This is a genomic window from Leuconostoc carnosum, from assembly GCF_014207505.1.
In the GTDB taxonomy this organism is placed as follows: Bacteria; Bacillota; Bacilli; order Lactobacillales; family Lactobacillaceae; genus Leuconostoc; species Leuconostoc carnosum.
On sequence record NZ_JACHGL010000011.1, the window covers coordinates 1 to 16,294 of the forward strand.

At 35.8% G+C, this 16,294-nt stretch carries 14 protein-coding genes and 2 pseudogenes; 7 read left to right on the plus strand and 9 right to left on the minus strand.

Going from position 1 to position 16,294, the window contains the following annotated elements; genetic code table 11:
* Positions 1 to 213: 213 nt before the first annotated feature.
* On the plus strand, positions 214 to 630 hold the full coding sequence (gene arsC / locus HNQ98_RS08970) for an arsenate reductase (thioredoxin) (RefSeq protein ID WP_010276791.1): 417 nt from the start codon (positions 214 to 216) through the stop codon (positions 628 to 630).
* 411 nt (positions 631 to 1,041) lie between these two features.
* Here arsC and HNQ98_RS09405 read toward each other — a convergent pair whose 3' ends face one another.
* The 3 genes and pseudogenes from HNQ98_RS09405 to HNQ98_RS08980 all read right to left on the minus strand — a co-directional run bounded on the left by HNQ98_RS09405 (position 1,042) and on the right by HNQ98_RS08980 (position 2,303).
* Positions 1,042 to 1,338 (minus strand): cation transporter dimerization domain-containing protein, encoded by a 297-nt coding sequence (locus HNQ98_RS09405; protein ID WP_475703435.1) that lies wholly within the window; start codon positions 1,336 to 1,338, stop codon positions 1,042 to 1,044.
* Positions 1,336 to 1,965, minus strand: a pseudogene (locus HNQ98_RS08975) (cation diffusion facilitator family transporter); the annotation flags it as partial. The gene HNQ98_RS09405 and the pseudogene HNQ98_RS08975, both read right to left, overlap by 3 nt.
* A 23-nt stretch (positions 1,966 to 1,988) precedes the next feature.
* Complete coding sequence (locus tag HNQ98_RS08980) at positions 1,989 to 2,303, minus strand: ArsR/SmtB family transcription factor (protein ID WP_184285062.1); 315 nt, start codon at positions 2,301 to 2,303, stop codon at positions 1,989 to 1,991.
* Positions 2,304 to 2,661: 358 nt separating this feature from the next.
* Between HNQ98_RS08980 and HNQ98_RS08985 the strand changes: the two genes are divergently transcribed.
* Positions 2,662 to 4,599 carry a heavy metal translocating P-type ATPase gene (locus HNQ98_RS08985; protein WP_184285063.1) on the plus strand — a complete coding sequence of 646 codons (1,938 nt, stop codon included), beginning with the start codon at positions 2,662 to 2,664 and terminating at the stop codon, positions 4,597 to 4,599.
* 252 nt (positions 4,600 to 4,851) lie between these two features.
* On the opposite strand, the gene HNQ98_RS08990 is transcribed toward HNQ98_RS08985, so the two are convergent.
* The gene (locus HNQ98_RS08990; RefSeq protein WP_224133470.1) at positions 4,852 to 5,019 is read right to left on the minus strand and encodes a MerR family transcriptional regulator; all 168 of its coding nucleotides are present in this window, start codon (positions 5,017 to 5,019) and stop codon (positions 4,852 to 4,854) included.
* Between the two features lie 475 nt (positions 5,020 to 5,494).
* On the minus strand, positions 5,495 to 5,779 hold the full coding sequence (locus HNQ98_RS08995) for a hypothetical protein (RefSeq protein ID WP_184285064.1): 285 nt from the start codon (positions 5,777 to 5,779) through the stop codon (positions 5,495 to 5,497).
* A gap of 1,132 nt (positions 5,780 to 6,911) precedes the next feature.
* On the opposite strand from HNQ98_RS08995, the pseudogene HNQ98_RS09005 reads away from it, so the two are divergent.
* A pseudogene (locus HNQ98_RS09005) lies at positions 6,912 to 7,256 on the plus strand (plasmid recombination protein); the annotation flags it as partial.
* Positions 7,257 to 7,650: 394 nt separating this feature from the next.
* Here the strand turns inward: HNQ98_RS09005 and HNQ98_RS09010 are convergent.
* Positions 7,651 to 7,932: a BRCT domain-containing protein gene (locus HNQ98_RS09010; protein ID WP_013102150.1), complete on the minus strand. Its 282-nt coding sequence runs from the start codon at positions 7,930 to 7,932 to the stop codon at positions 7,651 to 7,653.
* 2,125 nt (positions 7,933 to 10,057) lie between these two features.
* Between HNQ98_RS09010 and HNQ98_RS09015 the strand changes: the two genes are divergently transcribed.
* Both HNQ98_RS09015 and HNQ98_RS09020 read left to right on the plus strand, forming a co-directional pair.
* Positions 10,058 to 10,897: a ParA family protein gene (locus tag HNQ98_RS09015; RefSeq protein WP_012304962.1), complete on the plus strand. Its 840-nt coding sequence runs from the start codon at positions 10,058 to 10,060 to the stop codon at positions 10,895 to 10,897.
* Between the two features lies 1 nt (position 10,898).
* Positions 10,899 to 11,258: a hypothetical protein gene (locus HNQ98_RS09020; RefSeq protein ID WP_013102149.1), complete on the plus strand. Its 360-nt coding sequence runs from the start codon at positions 10,899 to 10,901 to the stop codon at positions 11,256 to 11,258.
* 459 nt (positions 11,259 to 11,717) lie between these two features.
* Here HNQ98_RS09020 and HNQ98_RS09025 read toward each other — a convergent pair whose 3' ends face one another.
* On the minus strand, positions 11,718 to 12,167 hold the full coding sequence (locus HNQ98_RS09025; RefSeq protein WP_013102148.1) for a cupin domain-containing protein: 450 nt from the start codon (positions 12,165 to 12,167) through the stop codon (positions 11,718 to 11,720).
* A gap of 211 nt (positions 12,168 to 12,378) precedes the next feature.
* Between HNQ98_RS09025 and HNQ98_RS09030 the strand changes: the two genes are divergently transcribed.
* Both HNQ98_RS09030 and HNQ98_RS09035 read left to right on the plus strand, forming a co-directional pair.
* On the plus strand, positions 12,379 to 13,053 hold the full coding sequence (locus HNQ98_RS09030) for a VIT1/CCC1 transporter family protein (RefSeq protein ID WP_184285065.1): 675 nt from the start codon (positions 12,379 to 12,381) through the stop codon (positions 13,051 to 13,053).
* Between the two features lies 1 nt (position 13,054).
* Positions 13,055 to 13,735, plus strand: a complete 681-nt coding sequence (locus tag HNQ98_RS09035; protein ID WP_013102146.1) for a VIT1/CCC1 transporter family protein — start codon at positions 13,055 to 13,057, stop codon at positions 13,733 to 13,735.
* Between the two features lie 80 nt (positions 13,736 to 13,815).
* On the opposite strand, the gene HNQ98_RS09040 is transcribed toward HNQ98_RS09035, so the two are convergent.
* Positions 13,816 to 14,778: a cation:proton antiporter gene (locus tag HNQ98_RS09040; RefSeq protein ID WP_010277818.1), complete on the minus strand. Its 963-nt coding sequence runs from the start codon at positions 14,776 to 14,778 to the stop codon at positions 13,816 to 13,818.
* A gap of 566 nt (positions 14,779 to 15,344) precedes the next feature.
* Positions 15,345 to 16,294: chloride channel protein (locus HNQ98_RS09045; protein WP_184285066.1), on the minus strand; the 950-nt coding region annotated here is incomplete at its 5' end.

Here is a 16,294-nt window from a genome sequence, read left to right on the forward strand (position 1 = left end):
ATACAAGGTGACAATTGATGACTTAAATTCTGTTGAGTATCGCTTAGCTTTCATAATATAAAAAAACTCCTATACTTGATTATCTCGGATTATGCTCTAGAAATAAAGCGGTCCGGATTTTCAGTATACGAGCACCTATGTTGATGAAAGCATTGCATTTAAGTTTATGGTGTATCATGGTGTTATACAAATTAAAATTATAGGTGGTTTAGAATGAAAAAAATTTATTTTTTATGTACAGGAAATTCTTGTCGCAGTCAAATGGCTGAAGGATATGCAAAAAAAATATTGCCGGCAAATGAGTTTCAAATCGAGAGTGCAGGGATTGAAACTCATGGGTTAAATCTAAATGCTGTTAAAGTTATGGCTGAAGATGGAGTAGATATTAGTAGCCACTACTCTAAATTAATTGATCTAAATTATTTGAACACTTCAGATTTAGTTATTACTTTATGTGGTGATGCCAAGGATAAATGTCCTATGCTTCCCCCTCAAACCAAGAGTTTACACTGGCCTTTATCTGACCCAGCGCAAGCCACAGGAACTTTAGAAGAACAACTACAAGAATTCCGTAAGGTTCGTGACGAAATTAAAAAATTAGTTACAAGTTTGAATAACTACGTTCATTAATAAAAAAACGCCATATAGTGCCGCAGTAAAACAGTCCAATTAATTTATTGACTTCTAAGGAAAATACCAGGGCTTTGGTTATGAGCTAGATATGTGACTAGGCACTCACTAAAATGCCCTTCCATTCAGGGTCTATAATTATATAATGACCCCTCGAAAAGACTATTAAAACAGCCCCTGTTATCTAATCACTAGATAACAGGGGCTGTTTTAATTCTAAAACGACATAATAACCCTTTGATATTACTATATTTTCCGTAATTATATCAGCATACCGTTTGTAAATTGTAATTTTATTTTGCATTAAATTTAAGGGGTGCTTTGCACTAATAAATCGAGTAGGAGACTAGCCATTAATTGACTAGTCTCCTACTCGATTTAAAATAGTCCTTTTTTCAATATATAAATACTTTAACTGCCATAAGCATACCCTTTTTCCAGTTCGTCTTTACTTGTAGTTATTTCTATTGTGATATGATTCTTTACACCCGATGTATGGGCAAGCTCTGCAATTTCTTCTTTGATTTCCCTAGCCTTGTTTATATCGGAAGAATCTATAAGAACCGTAACGATAAGGGCATTTTCTTCTCCGTCCAGTGACCAAATGTGAAAATGAGAGAGGGCCTTTACAGCAGGAATATTGTTAATGGAGCTCGCCAGGTTCTCTACGTTTACATTTTCCGGCGAACCGTTCAATAAAATTTTCATTGTGCTTAAAAATTCAGGTACAGTTTTATAGAGGATATAGAGTGCTATCAAAATCGATAAGATTGGATCCAATCGATAAGCCTCGGTAAAGTTCATTACGATACTCACAACCAAGACCCCAATCCACCCTAATACATCTTCTAGCATATGCAGGTTCAACATGCCTTCGTTTTTAGATGACCCTTTGCTTAGAATCTAAGCCGCATATCCATTCAATCCAATAGCCACGAGTGAAAGCCAAAACATGCCACTGTAATTAACCGGTTGCGGATCAATCAAACGTGGGATACTTCGGTAAATCATAAAAAATGAGCCGCCGATCAGTACTACTCCAGTTATCAACGCCCCTAATAATGAAAAGCGGTTATAACCAAAAGTGAACTGTTCATCTTGCTGCTTTTCTGAGTACCCCTGGAAAAACCAAGCGAATCCAATAGAAATGGAATCTCCTAAATCATGAACGGCGTCGGACATAATTGACACACTATTGAAAAGAGACCCAAAGAAAAATTCAATCATGGAAAAAATAAAGTTGGTGAAAAAAGCAATTTTAATATTCTTATTCGGTTGATTTTGGTGCGAGTGATTTTCTTGTTTCTCTGACTTTGAAATTTTAAAAACCTCCATTTAGTTTTATACCTTATTAGCTTTTATTGTTCTTGTTCTTTGATATGAGTTAAGACTTGTTCGAGAATACTGAAAACATGAAGATCATCAAGACTGTAAACCATGCTTTTCCCTTCTCTTCTTGCCTTCACTAAACGTGAATCATTCAATATTTTTAGTTGGTGTGAAATCGCGGACTGTTCCATATCCAATGCAAGCATAATGTTTCCAACACTGAGCTCTTCTTTCTGTAAAAGAAAGAGAATTGACAAGCGTGTAGGGTCACTAATCACTTTGAATTCTTTGCTTATTGATTGGATCTTCTCTTTATTGATTGGCGAAGTTGTTGATGTATCCATATGCTCTTATTCCTCTCACATGATTTTCCATTCATATATATAATATCACATGAGTAAAACGATGCTAGTTTTTTGTTTATAGACAAAATTAAGACTTTTGTATCAGCAATAGTAGTCCATTTGAATAAGAAGCATCTTGTCTTGACAAAACTCATACAGTGAGTTAATATGATTTTGTAAACATATGATTTGTTATTCATATGTAAAACGTAAAGATTCCGATTTACATATGGGACAACTGAAAGGAGTCAGAGACAATGGAAATTACATGAATACTTCTCTTCTTTTAGTGGGAATTTGTGTGATTTAATAAGTAAATGAATGGAAATCAAAGGAATTATATAGGAAGGTGATAAAAATGGAAACTATCGAAGAACAACAATCTCAAGAAAAACATAATCACAACCACGACCGTGAACACGGAAAAATGCCAATCGTTTTATACTTTATTGGTTTAGCCTTAGCGGTGATCGCTTTATTTTTGAATGAAGATTATCAGTTAATGCGAAATATTTTATTCTCAATCGCTACAATCAGTGCAGGATATCATGTCATTATTCTTGAAGGCCTTGGAGAAACAATCGAGAACTCCAAAGTTCAAAAAAAGTTCATGCCCAACTCTCACATTTTGATGGGATTAGCGGCCATTGGCGCTTCTTTAATGGGGAATTTTTGGGAAGGTACATTATTGATTCTTATTTTTTCTGGTGCACATTTTTTGGAAGATTATGCAGAAGGAAGAAGTAAACGAGAAATCACGAAATTACTCGAAATGAATCCAACGACTGCCCGGTTAATCCAGCCTGATGGCAGTACAAAAAATGTTGACGTCAGTGAATTAAAAGTGGGAGATCAACTTCAAGTATTGAATGGCGATCAAGTCCCCATTGATGGCGTCATTTTGTCAGGCTCTACGTCCATTGATGAGTCATCTATTAATGGAGAAAGTATCCCAAAAGAGAAGTCCAAAGGAGACGACGTTTTCGGAAGTACAATCAATGGAACAGGTACTTTCACAATGGAAGTCACTAAAGAAAATAAAGATACAGTATTTTCAAAAATTTTACAGTTAGTAAACCAGAACCAAGACAACCAAACAAAAGCTACGAGTATAATCCAAAAATTTGAACCGAAATACGTTACAGTTGTTTTAATTGCCATTCCGTTATTCATGTTATTGGCTCCTTTTCTCCTAGACTGGACATGGTCACAAAGTATCTATAGAGGATTGGTCCTTTTAGTGGCAGCTTCACCCTGTGCTTTAGCAGCGGCTACTGTATCGGTAACTTTATCGACGACTTCTAACTTGGCCAAAAAAGGCGTCCTTTCAAAAGGTAGTTCTTACCTGTCTCAATTAGCCGATACTCAAGCCATTGCATTTGACAAGACAGGAACCTTGACTAAAGGAAAACCTGAAGTAACCAATTACTATTTTGCTGATTCCGTGAACGAAGAAAACATGATTGATATCGTAGTAGCTCTTGAAAAAGAATCCAATCACCCTTTAGCAGATGCTATTCTAAGAAAGTTTGAGCAAAAAAATAAACTAACTATCGAAGTAGAAAACCAGATCGGCAAAGGATTGACAGGAGATTACAAAGGGAGAAATTATCGTATAGGAAAACCGACTTCGTTTGACGATGTTTCAGATGAATATAGTCGTTTAAATAATGAATGGTCGTCAGAAGGTAAGACGGTCGTATACGTAGCAGTAGATGAGGCTGTTATAGGTCTTATTGCCCTCATGGATATTCCGAGTGAGCATGCAAAAGAAACCATTGATTATTTCAGAGAACAAGGCATACACACCACATTAATTACTGGTGACTCAGAAATGACGGGTAAAGCAGTCGCTAAACAATTAGGAATAGATGAAGTGATTGCGAATGTCATGCCGGAAGACAAATCCAGAATTATAGACGAACAAAAAGAAAAATACGGTGTAGTTACCATGGTTGGAGACGGAGTGAATGATGCCCCCGCTCTCGTAAACGCAGATGTGGGAATCGCTATGGGAGATGGGACCGATGTGGCAGTAGAGGTATCGGATTTAGTTTTAATGCAAAACGATTTATCCAAATTGGTACAATCTCATAATATATCTACGAAAATGAATCGTGTCATTTGGCAGAATGTTATTTTTTCAATGGCCGTTGTTGCCTTTTTAGTTGTCGTTAGTTTCTTAGGCTTAACGGATATTGCAATCAGTGTCATTATTCATGAAGGAAGTACATTGGTTGTTATTCTGAATGGGCTTCGATTGTTAAGGTCTAATTCTAAGCCTATCAAAAATTAATAACCTGTTTCAAATATTAACTAATTCTCGTTTTCATATGCCTCTGAAGTTTTGGAAACTTTAGAGGCATATTTTTATAAATCAGTTAGTATCAAAAACAATCGATTATGGGACGATTTTAAATAAGGGAATAATGTCAATACTTTGGAGTGGTTTTTAGATAGCCCCGCGAGGGGCCGGAGCTACCCCGAAAGTTTAATCAAAAAGAATAAACGAGGTCCAGGCAATCATCGCCCGGACCTCGTTTGTTTTCTATAATTTATTTTCGGATTCAATCATGTGAGAATCATAGTTGTCAATTTTCCACTGTAAATAATCACGGGCATCAACAATTTCTTTTACCTTTTCGTTAAGCGTATTAATTGCTTCGCCTAGAATGTCTTTACGGGCTGGAATGGTAGTCGGGTCGTCTTCGAACACGGCGCTGATGTCAAGATTATGGACAGGCTTTTTTGGCACCGAGAGGTACCGCACTCCGAAAATTTTTCAAAACCCGGATTTCAGCTTAAAACGGCGTGATTTCTGGGTGTTTTTGTAGGTGGAACAGGGACGAGCCCTACCGGTGAGAGAAAACAGGTGGTATAGATTGTGAACCAGCCGGATTTCACAAGTTGTATCGTGCAACAAATAAGCCTTCACAAGGCGAATTTTTGAAATTCACAGGTGACGGCTTATAAACGGCGTCGTACCGGCTAGTGCCGATAACCGGCATTATGTTAAGCAGCTATACCACTTGCTGCTTAACATAATGTCGCTTATCTAAACTAAAAAGCGCCAAACCTGAAATAAATAGGGTTTGGCGCTTTTTCTGTGATCACGTCTTGTGAATCTGGCTCAAATTAATTGGTCTACCTCTCACAATCCCAGCAACAAGGCTTTTGTCATTTGTGAAATTTTAGTCCGTGAGCGGTTTATGAGACGGCTGTTTGTGCTTTTTGCGGAGGCGTAAACGGACCACCAACTTGTGTTGGGCGACTTCTTCGTCAGACAAGGTTAACTTCTCATCAATCGAGAAAGAGGTCGTTTTATAATTTTTGGCCAGGACAACCGCATAAACAGCCTGGTCAATCTGTTCACTTTGTTCTGGTGTTAGGGCAAACGTATAGGATTTCTCGCCATACAAGATTGTTTTATCGGGCGCCACGCGCGTAAAGCGTCCTTTGATCGCATTATAGGTCATATATGCCTCCTTAATCACAAACCGCGTGATAGAACCTTTAAAATGATTTATCTAATAAAAAATGCCATTTAATGGCCAATTTTTATTATCAAAATTTCATTATTACATCAATTTATACACGAATATTATTTCGCTGTAACCCTACGCCCCGTAAGCATGAGGGTTGTTTGCCTGTTGGCTTTTTTGTAAATTTAACCCCCCTATTAGTGATTTGGGGGTTAAAGAAATTTTTTGAAGCGTCTTTAATTGTGAAAAATGACAGGTTAGCCAGGTTATTGTTGGCGTCACTGGATTTTAAAATGGGCCACCAGGCTTGCCCAGCGCACTGGCGCAAGCCTTTGAAACAGCAGAGCTGTTTCATGGCAATTATTGTTTATAATTATACACTGTCTTGCCCTGAAAGGAAACTTGCTTCAAAAAAAGACAAACAAAAAGAGCTGGTGTTCCTACGCACTAGCCCTTTTTACTAGAGAGGTTAGTCTCCATGTACTTTCTTCTATTAGCATTATAACATTATATTATTGGTATTTCAAAACATGATATACTTAAAAAGCTGTTGTTTCCTACTATAACTGCAACGGCAAGGAGGTTTAGACTCCATGATTTACTTTTTTCAAGAACTCACACAATTGTTCAACGCAATCTGTGTTGCTGTTGTGACGTTCGCAATTAAACGTTATTTTGATGATCTTAATGATCGTTAAAATAATGTGGGCACCTTAAGGGTGCCTTTTTGTTTGCTTTTATTGTATAACACCTATTAATTGCGATAGTCCACTACAATTTTTTTGTTATTATACACTTACGTTTACAGATTATTTTAATGTGGTTAAGCTGACACCAGCTTGCCCTGCGCGGGTAGCGTTCTGCATGACATGCTCCCGCTGAAGGTGATCATGCAATGATAGATTGCCCCGTCATGGCGTGACCCGCCGGAGGTTTTACAAGCCGGATAATAGGCGCTGTAAAATAGCAGTTTCCCCAGCAGGAAGGGGAAACGCTACGGTCAGCGCTTGTCGATGACTCGCCTCGCAGAGCCTGTCCAAAATAGCATTTTGGTATAACAGGCTATACCAGATTTTCAACGGTGTTATACTGGTCTTGGAAAACCTTTTTCGAGGAGGCATTTTTGATGGCGCATTTAAAGAAAAATACGCGTGGCGCAGTACCCGGTTTAGCGGTCCATTTTGAACGTAAAACCGACCATCACACTAACAAAGAAATTGATGTGTCGAAAACCTATCTGAATCAAGAGCTCATGGCGGATGGTTCTGATATGCTGTCACGCTTCAATGCGCGTTTAAATGACGTTTATTGCATGAAAAGAGACGATGTAAAGGCGTTAGCGACTTGGATTGTCACTTTACCTGAAGAACTCGCAGAAGCGCCCTACGAGCAACAGAGCGCCTTTTTTGAAGTAACCAGCAATTTTCTCAATGACCGTTATGGTCAAGAAAATGCCGTGGCAGCTGTCGTGCTCAGAAGTCAATAAATTGGACTATTTTTGTTCAGTTAATTAGGCGACATTTGAGATACGATTGGGATTATAAAAATTGATATACCAACCAATGGCTGCTTGGACTTCTGAGCAACCCAGACTGATGTCGACTATTTAGTGAAACCAAAACAATTTTAATCCAAATAACATAGTATTAGTATTTTCAGAAATAGCTTTTGAATCAAAGCCCTTTCAATCCCTTTAAAAGCCGCTTTAAGATATAATAACTTTGCATAGTCTATTGATACACAAAATCTTAAAAAGCGCCTCAAATCGTTAACCAGCAACCATTAATTACTAAAGTACGTAAAAAAAACAGCCTTTCTGTTCAAAAAAAGAACGAAAGGCTGTTTTTAATCCAAATCACACGTGACTAAAAAGAATTTTTCTGTTGTAAGCGCCAAATACACCACTTTAAAAATTCGCTTTCATTCAAAATTTCAACGCTGTGCGTCTCAGCATACTTAATTTTTTTGGTGGTTAATATTTCGAACATGGACTGCTCTATTTGACCAGCAATCACATACTTTATTTTTTGATTCATGTTAGTTTGAGGAAACGCCCCTAACATCGCTGCCAATTGTTGGGCTTGTAGTCGTGTCAAACTGTTAAGTTTACCAGTAAAGATAATCGGTTGTTGCGATAAATCTTTCATGCCAACACTTCCTCACTAAAAATGACTATAAACACTGATTCCTGATTATAAAAAAATGCAATTTAAAGTCTGAATAGATTATGCCAAGTCACGTGGAGAACAGACTGGTCAGTTTTAAAAGGTAGCCTAATCGTCCTGGTTTATTGTATCGAATATAGGTCAAGACGCTTCTTATGTCATCACAATATATAAATATTTACTAACTGGGAGACTAAAAAAGTATCTATATCTTAGCAAAAAAACGAGGTTAATAACAGATCCCGAACATTGCAACAATATACAACTAAAAATTCACAATATTAGTGTTGATAAAACAGTAATAAAGAAATTCATAGTCATAAAAAGTGGCTACTTATATTCATTACAATAGTTGACATATGCCGATTTAAATGATTGTTTTATTATATTGTCTCATTTTTGAAAACATATTATAGGACATGCTAGGTAATTTTGCACATTGATACAAAACTCCTGTAACCCTTAACCCCCATACGAACTTGGGGGTTTTACTAGTTGTCTTTCGGTTAATTTACCCCCCCTATTAGTAATTTGGGGGCTACGCGATTTTTCTCATCTTTAGCACCTTATCCTTATAATAAAGCACTTTGACCCATCACCGGTCCACGACCTATCGGTCTTAGTCCCTGGTCACAGCAGAGCTGTTCCCTGATGGGTCACGCGAAAAAAATAATTACCTTAAGTATACCATATTTTATTACCATGAATATATGATTAAAGATCACAATAGCTAAAAAGATCGAAATATATACAATCCGTCGTAATTAAAACAATTAGGAGCAGGACTTCTTCCTGCTATGATATATCTTAGGCGTTGTGATTAGACGCCCAGAAGGGAGGTGTTCCTTCGTGAAAGCTTCTATAATTGTACTGCAACAGCTACAAGCCACACTTTGGCAGATTTTGGCTGGCTTAGTGTTAATCTCGTTGCAGAATTATATTGAGGATCACAATCATTAATTTACAACCCCCCTCGTCTGGCAGTATGGGGGTTATTTTTTTAAATCAAAAAGCTTATCACTGGCAGGTGACAAGCTCTGGATTATCTGCCACTAGAAACGGAAACCGCGCAACTGCCAACACAACAGTTAAGCTCGCCCGTGGTTATTATTATTATTGTGGCTTTTTTTAATGTCTTTAAATCAAAACCAATAGAGAAAACTAAAAGAAGTTATTGACACAAGCAAGTCACAAATGCTTGATTGAGAGTGAGGGAAGTTTAGAGCCGAAGAAAGTTTTTCCCTTGTTTTGGGAAGAAAAAAACTTTAATCAAACAAACACTTGACCGATCGTTCAGTCGTCCGTCACCTTATCCATACAAGCTTTGGTTTTACCCACTTGCTTTAATCAATTACTTAGTCATTGAACCAATAAAAAAACGCCCTTATTGGCGCTGTATCACTATATTTATTCTCTTTGTCACGATACAGTTTAAAGACAAGCTCTGTGTCCTTGAACACCGTTTTACCTGCCGAGCCGTTAATGGTCGCTCTCACCCTACTACACGCCCAGTATGGATTGTTTGTGTAGCACCCAAATATTTTTGTACAGTAGTGTCTGGGAAAATGGCACTTGTCTATTTTTTCGTATACCTGATACAGCAATTTGGATCTACCGAGTTGCAAGAAACACAACTACCCCCTACCTGTCATATCAACCATACCCCTTAAAGTGTTTGGCTTCACTCTTTTTGAAATCACCCACATTTACAACACAAAGGTTATGTTGTATAATAGAGCTACATTGATCAAACAAATAAGATGTATGTAGCTATCAAGGACGGCAATCCTTGGTGGCTTTTCTTTTATTCTTTTTTATTAACACTATCAATATAATACACCCTAATCACCCTGTCAACAATATATTTGTTTAATAGTGATATTTAACTATTTAACTATTTCACTATTTATATATATAGATATTTATAAATAGTGAAATAGTTAAAACGGGATATTTAACTATTTATAAACACTATAAAACCAGTATGTACAGCCGGTTAAATAGTTAAAAAGTTATATTTATCTATTGATATATTTATATATAGTGATATAGTTATATTTATAAATAGTTATATAGTTATATATTATTTTTTTATAAAGGACTAATCATGGAATTAAAAACAAATAGAAAACAAGCAATCACGCTAACAGTTGGAAACTTCAAAGGTGGTGTAGGAAAAACTACTAATAGTATTCTAATAGCATATACATTAGCGCAAAAAGGAATTAAGACCTTAGTTATTGATCTTGATCCCCAAGCAAACGCCACAAAAACACTAACTTTAACAAAGTTAAACCAAGATGAAGACGGAATACTCACGTTTGAAAAAACACTTATGCGTGGTATTGCTGACAATAAAATTGATGATCTACCAATAAAAATTATTGATAATTTATTTTTAATGCCTTCAAATATTGATTTCGAAGAATTTGCCAAGTTTTTATACCAAAACACAGACAATCAAACAGACGAAGATTTTTATTTTTCAAAACTATTAGATCCAATAAAAGAAAGCTTTGATATTATTATTATTGATGTTCCACCAATGTCTAAAGAAATTACACGTAATGCTGTTACTAGTTCTGACTATGTTTTAATTTCACTACAAACACAAGAACATTCACTAACTGGTGCTGAAAATTATATCGAAGAGTTAAATAAACTAAATGAAAAATATGATCTAAATCTAACAGTTGTAGGTTTACTGCCAGTTCTTTTAAAAAATACTGGAACAGTTGATGAATATATTATTGAAAATGCCAAAGAAATTTTCGGTGAAAGCAATATTTTCTCAACAATTGTGCCACAAATGGAACGTATTAAACGCTTTGATATAAATGGAATTACAAATCATGATAGACATGACTTAAAAGTTCTACAAAAGTATAACGAAGTCACAGATGAGCTAATTACTAGACTAAATTTTTATGAAAAAGAGGTAAACTAAAATGAGTAATAGCGTACTAAAAGGAATGAGCCCAAGAGTACAAGGTAACATCCCAGCTAAAGAACAATTTTCTTTAAATGATAGTAGAGAAAAGAAAGTAGCACCAAAACCACAATCTACAATTAAAACAGATACTATTGAAACTAAAAACAAAAAATCTAATAAAGAAAAATTTGTCAATCAAAAGTCGCAGATTAAAATTTCTGAAAGTATTAAAACGGAATTAGCTGCACTCAAAGCTATTAACAAAACAAAGTTTGACTACGAAGTAATAGAATTATTGATTGACAGTTATGTTCAAAATTCACTAACATCAACACAAAAAAGAAAATTTAAAGCATTAACCAGTGACGATTTTTAAATTGGTATAGATTGTGAAAAAAGCTTAAACCTGACTTTGTGAACTGTCGGAAAAGGTCAGGGGGATCACAATACACAAGTGCTGATTTTAATATTAAATATCAAAAGTCTGGATCGAAACATTCATACTCGCAGCAATGGCAAACATACGACAAGGGACATATGGAAGAGTTATATTGAAAACATACCAAACATCAACTGAATTCCAAGCAGCTATCGGGTGGTATACTAATTTTTATAATCGCAACCTTACCTCAAAATTTCAAATGTTGCCTAAGCAACTGAACAAAAGTAGTTCAATTTATTGATTTCTGATCATAAAATATCGCCGACAATTCAATATTATCAAAACTAACATTCCTAAAATTTGTATCTTCTTTACTTTTTTCATCATTTCTCCTCATACACTGAAAAAAAAGCGCTTATGCGCTTTTGTCAAATAAATGTATGCTTTGTTAAATTACTCTTCAGAGCCTTCAAGCTCCCCTTCTTGAATGATAGCTTCTTCCTTGGTCGATTCTGTAACACCGTGTTCATGCTTAACTGGTGAATAGATAGAGTAGCACTTCATAACCTGATCACCAACATTGATAACATTGTGCCAAGTATTATCAGGAATAATAATGGCCTCACCAGGAGTAATATCCTTATCAATAGTCAATTTCTCTCTATCTTTTCCCATCTGAACATGTCCGACACCTTCAACTAAATAAATAAACTGGTCATTACCATGATGAATTTCCATTCCAATATCACCACCATTAGGTGGAATTGCCATTAAAGTAACTTGAAAATGATCTCCTGTCCACAAGGTTGTGCGATAATTAACATTTTTTATAGCCGCCTGATTAAGGTCAACAGCAAATGGATGTGGTCCGTAATCTTTCAACTTCATCTCATTGTTAGTCATTATTTAATTCCTCCTTTGCTCATTATAGCACAAATACATGATCTTATACTTAATTAGTGGGCGTCAAATAATGAGACCAAACCACTTATTTGATCAGTATAAGATCAATGAAAATAATCAACTGTGTATCACCACGGCATGTTTTGCAGTAATTTGTAATGTTCATTTAATTCTTGTAATTAACCGTAAAATAAAATGTTATAATTTACACATGGATATACAAATTAGTAAAAAAATAAATATTCTACGTGCCATTGTGATGGGAGCGAACGACGGTATTATTTCAATTGCTGGCGTTGTTTTTGGTGTTTATGGGGCCTCAATGAATACTTGGACAATTTTTCTGGCTGGCCTGACAGCAACAATCGCCGGTACTTTTTCAATGGCCACAGGTGAGTATGTATCCGTAAATTCACAATTAGATTCAGAGCGTTCAGCTAAAGACGAACAAAGAAGTGCGCTAGTTAATAATTTTTCACAAGAAGCTCAATTTCTGATACAACACTATCAAACAGATGGCATCAGTGAGGAAAATGCACGGTTACTTGCGCAACAAAGCATGCAAAAAGATGCATTAGGAGAAACCTTACACGCACGCTATGGCATAAATGAGGATGATTTTATCTCGCCAGCTGAAGCTGCTATTGCTTCAATGATGGCTTTCCCCCTTGGTGCCATCTTGCCAATGGTCGGTATGATCTTTGTCCCGATGACATACCGTGTCGTCATAACTCTTATTTTTGTAATTTTCGCCTTGGTTTTAACCGGCTATTTCTCAGCCGTGTATGAAAATACACCAAAAAAAACAATGATTTTACGAAACGTACTGATGGGGCTATTAACAATGTCCGTGACATACTTAATTGGCTTATTAATGGCTGCGTAATATGGAATACAAAAAATTGACTTTATCAGAAAAATTAAATATTATTCGTGCTGGAGTGTTAGGTGCCAATGACGGAATTATTGGTGGCGCTGGTGTCATCCTCGGTATTACTGGTGCGACTACCAATAATACAGTCGTCTTTGTAGCTGGTATTGCTGAAATGCTCGCTGTTGCTTTTTCTATGGCGTCAGGGGAGTTTGTTTCGGTTTCGTCACAAAAAGATACAGAAAAAGCAGTGGTTGCAAAAGCTGAGACCCTTTTGGCCACCCAACCTACAATTGTGCATGATGAAATTGCTATATATTATGAACAACGGGGTGCTGATCCTAAATTAGCCACACGTGTGGCGGATGACCTGATGACAAATGATGCTTTGAAACACTATGTACAAATTAAGTACGGTATTGTAGTTGGAAAGTATTTAAGCCCTGGACATGCCTTAGTATCATCATTTATTGCCTCAATATCTGGTGGTATCTGGCCATTACTATCCGTGATATTACTACCCGACAATCTGAAAGTTATAGGAACAATTTTGGCAACGCTTTGGGCACTTTTTTTAACTGGTTGGCTAAGCGCTTGGGCGGGACGAGCACCAATAATTCCAGCTATTTTGCGCAACATATTCACAGGAGTGCTCACAATGGCCTTCACTTATTGGCTTGGAACCCTATTTAAGTAGCAAAATGAAATTTTATAACGCATAACCTGACAGAAACCAATCAGCCATCTGCTAATATAGCAACTTTTATAATTGTAATATCAAATCTTTTTGAACAGTGGTTTCATGATTATCGGAGCTACTATTGTTGAAACGATGACAGCAACAATAAACTCCGCTGAAGTATAATCATCAATAATATGTGATGATATACCTATTTGAATAATCACAAGGGCCATCTCACCTCTAGAAATCATGCCTGCCCCAATTGCACTTGAAACTCTGGTATCTAGACCAGAAATTTTTGCTCCCCATAACGAGCCAACAAATTTTGTGACAATAGCTAAAATACTAAAAATTATAATAGCTGTTATCTTATCTCCCAGTCCCTGGATTACGATTTCAAGACCGATGGACCCGAAAAATACAGGGTAAAAGAAAGAATTACCCATTTTCGTACTGATAACACCAATTTTATCAGAAAAATTATACTTCCTGAGTAGTATACCTAACGCAAAAGCGAGTAATGGTAAAATACTGTTTATCCCCAGTGCACCTCCACCTACTAAAACAGAAAATAAAGTCACCGCAAACAAAGCAATTATGTCATCTATTACAGCCGCCGAAAGTATGATTGCTCCTATTGCAGTGGCTAATTTTTTTTGTTCCGATAGTACAGCTAACGTTATAGATATTGAAGTTGCAGAGAACACAACACCGGCAAATATGGAAGTCTGTATATTATATCCAAGCAATAAAAATGCAATCGGAAAAGTAATTAAGGGTAGTAGTACCCCCATAACTGCAATGAGTGACGATGCTTTAATGTATCTTTTCATTTCCTTTAAATCCGACTCTAGTCCCGAATTTAACATCAGTAAAAAAATACCTATCTCAGCTATCAAGTGGATTAAATTACTTGACTGTACTATATTAAATATGCTGGATCCTAAAATGATACCTGAAAATAGTTGCCCAACAACTTCAGAAAAACCAAACCAGGTGCCTACCTTTCCCAGAAAAATAGTAACTATGACTAAGAACATGATTAATAGATATTCCATTATTTCTCCTAATATTTAAAAAGCTCCAAAAAATGCTAGTTCCCCGACTAACAATTCTTGAAGCTTGCGCCCAACCGTTTAAATTGAATTAAGTTAAATATACCATAGTTTTATTATTCAAATCAAATTTCGCTATATATTATTGTCCTGATCCTACGATATAATTTTTAAAAAGACATTTTCTGTCTCTAATTAAAAAAATATGATTTTTTATTAGCAAAAAAGGAATATATAGAAATTGTTTAAACAAAGAACTTACACCAAAAAAAGCTGATGGTTAGTACAAAACTAATTTTTATATCATCATACTCCACCTCTTCTTAGGCAAATTTTTATTTTGATACAATTATGTTGAATATAATTTCACTATTACGATGTGCTCACTCAATCAAAACACTCTAAATTACGATAAAGCGATGTTATCTCAATTGAATTTGAAACTAAAGCTGGTTCCAATTATTTGTAAAAAAGAATCTCCTGGTAATTATTTCTGTAATTGTAATTTAATTGATAACGAATTTATCTTTTCGACGCAAAAACTCTAAAATCGTGTTTTTGAAATTTATTTAGTTGTTAAGTGATAGTTGATTTCTAGTAATTTTTGCATCTTTTTGGTTCATTCTAATATAAATAATATCACCAGCACGTAATACTAAGTCTCCTTTGGGAATCAGTACATTTTCAGATCTTCTGACCAGTGTAATCAAACTATTTGATTCCAGTTGTAAGTCTCTTATTTGTTGATCTTCTAGCATACCACCAGCAAGAACAGTGACTTCCATAGTTATCATGGAGGACATCGCTAGATGCGCTGGTTTTCTTTTCAACAAACGTTCTAATAAAGATTCATATATTGGTGCACCATTTAATAGATCAACTACTAAGTAGGCTACTAAACTTACAAGTGCTAAAGGTAAAATGTGGGTCACACTCCCAACCATCTCAAAGATAAGAATAATTGCAGTAAATGGTGCTTTACCAATACATGCGAAATAACCTGCCATACCGATCACAATAAAGTTTAAAGCATAATTTGCACTCATGAGATGTAAATAGACAAATATATGAGCCATCAATGCGCCACTTAGTGCACCTAGAGTCAAAATAGGTAAAAATATTCCCCCTGGCAGACCGGAACCGTAACTAATCATTGAGAAAACAAATCGAACTAACAAAATTACGATGATCATTTTCATTGTCATAGGTGCTTCTTTCAGTGATAAAATTAAATTATTTCCCCCACCTAAAAGATTTGGCCATAAAATTCCAATCGGTATCACCAAGATAAACGGCACGATACCGTATAAATATTTAGGAACCCTAATTTTACTGTAACAATTTAAGCTGAATAGTAAAAATTTTTGATATAAAAAGCCAAATAAGCCTAATATAATACCAAATACCAACAATAAACCATATAACTGTACCGGGAAAACGCTTAAGTGTCCAATAGATAAAACTGGTGTTTGGCCAAACAAAACCGTAGAGACAAAATCCGAAACGCTTGCGCCTGTCA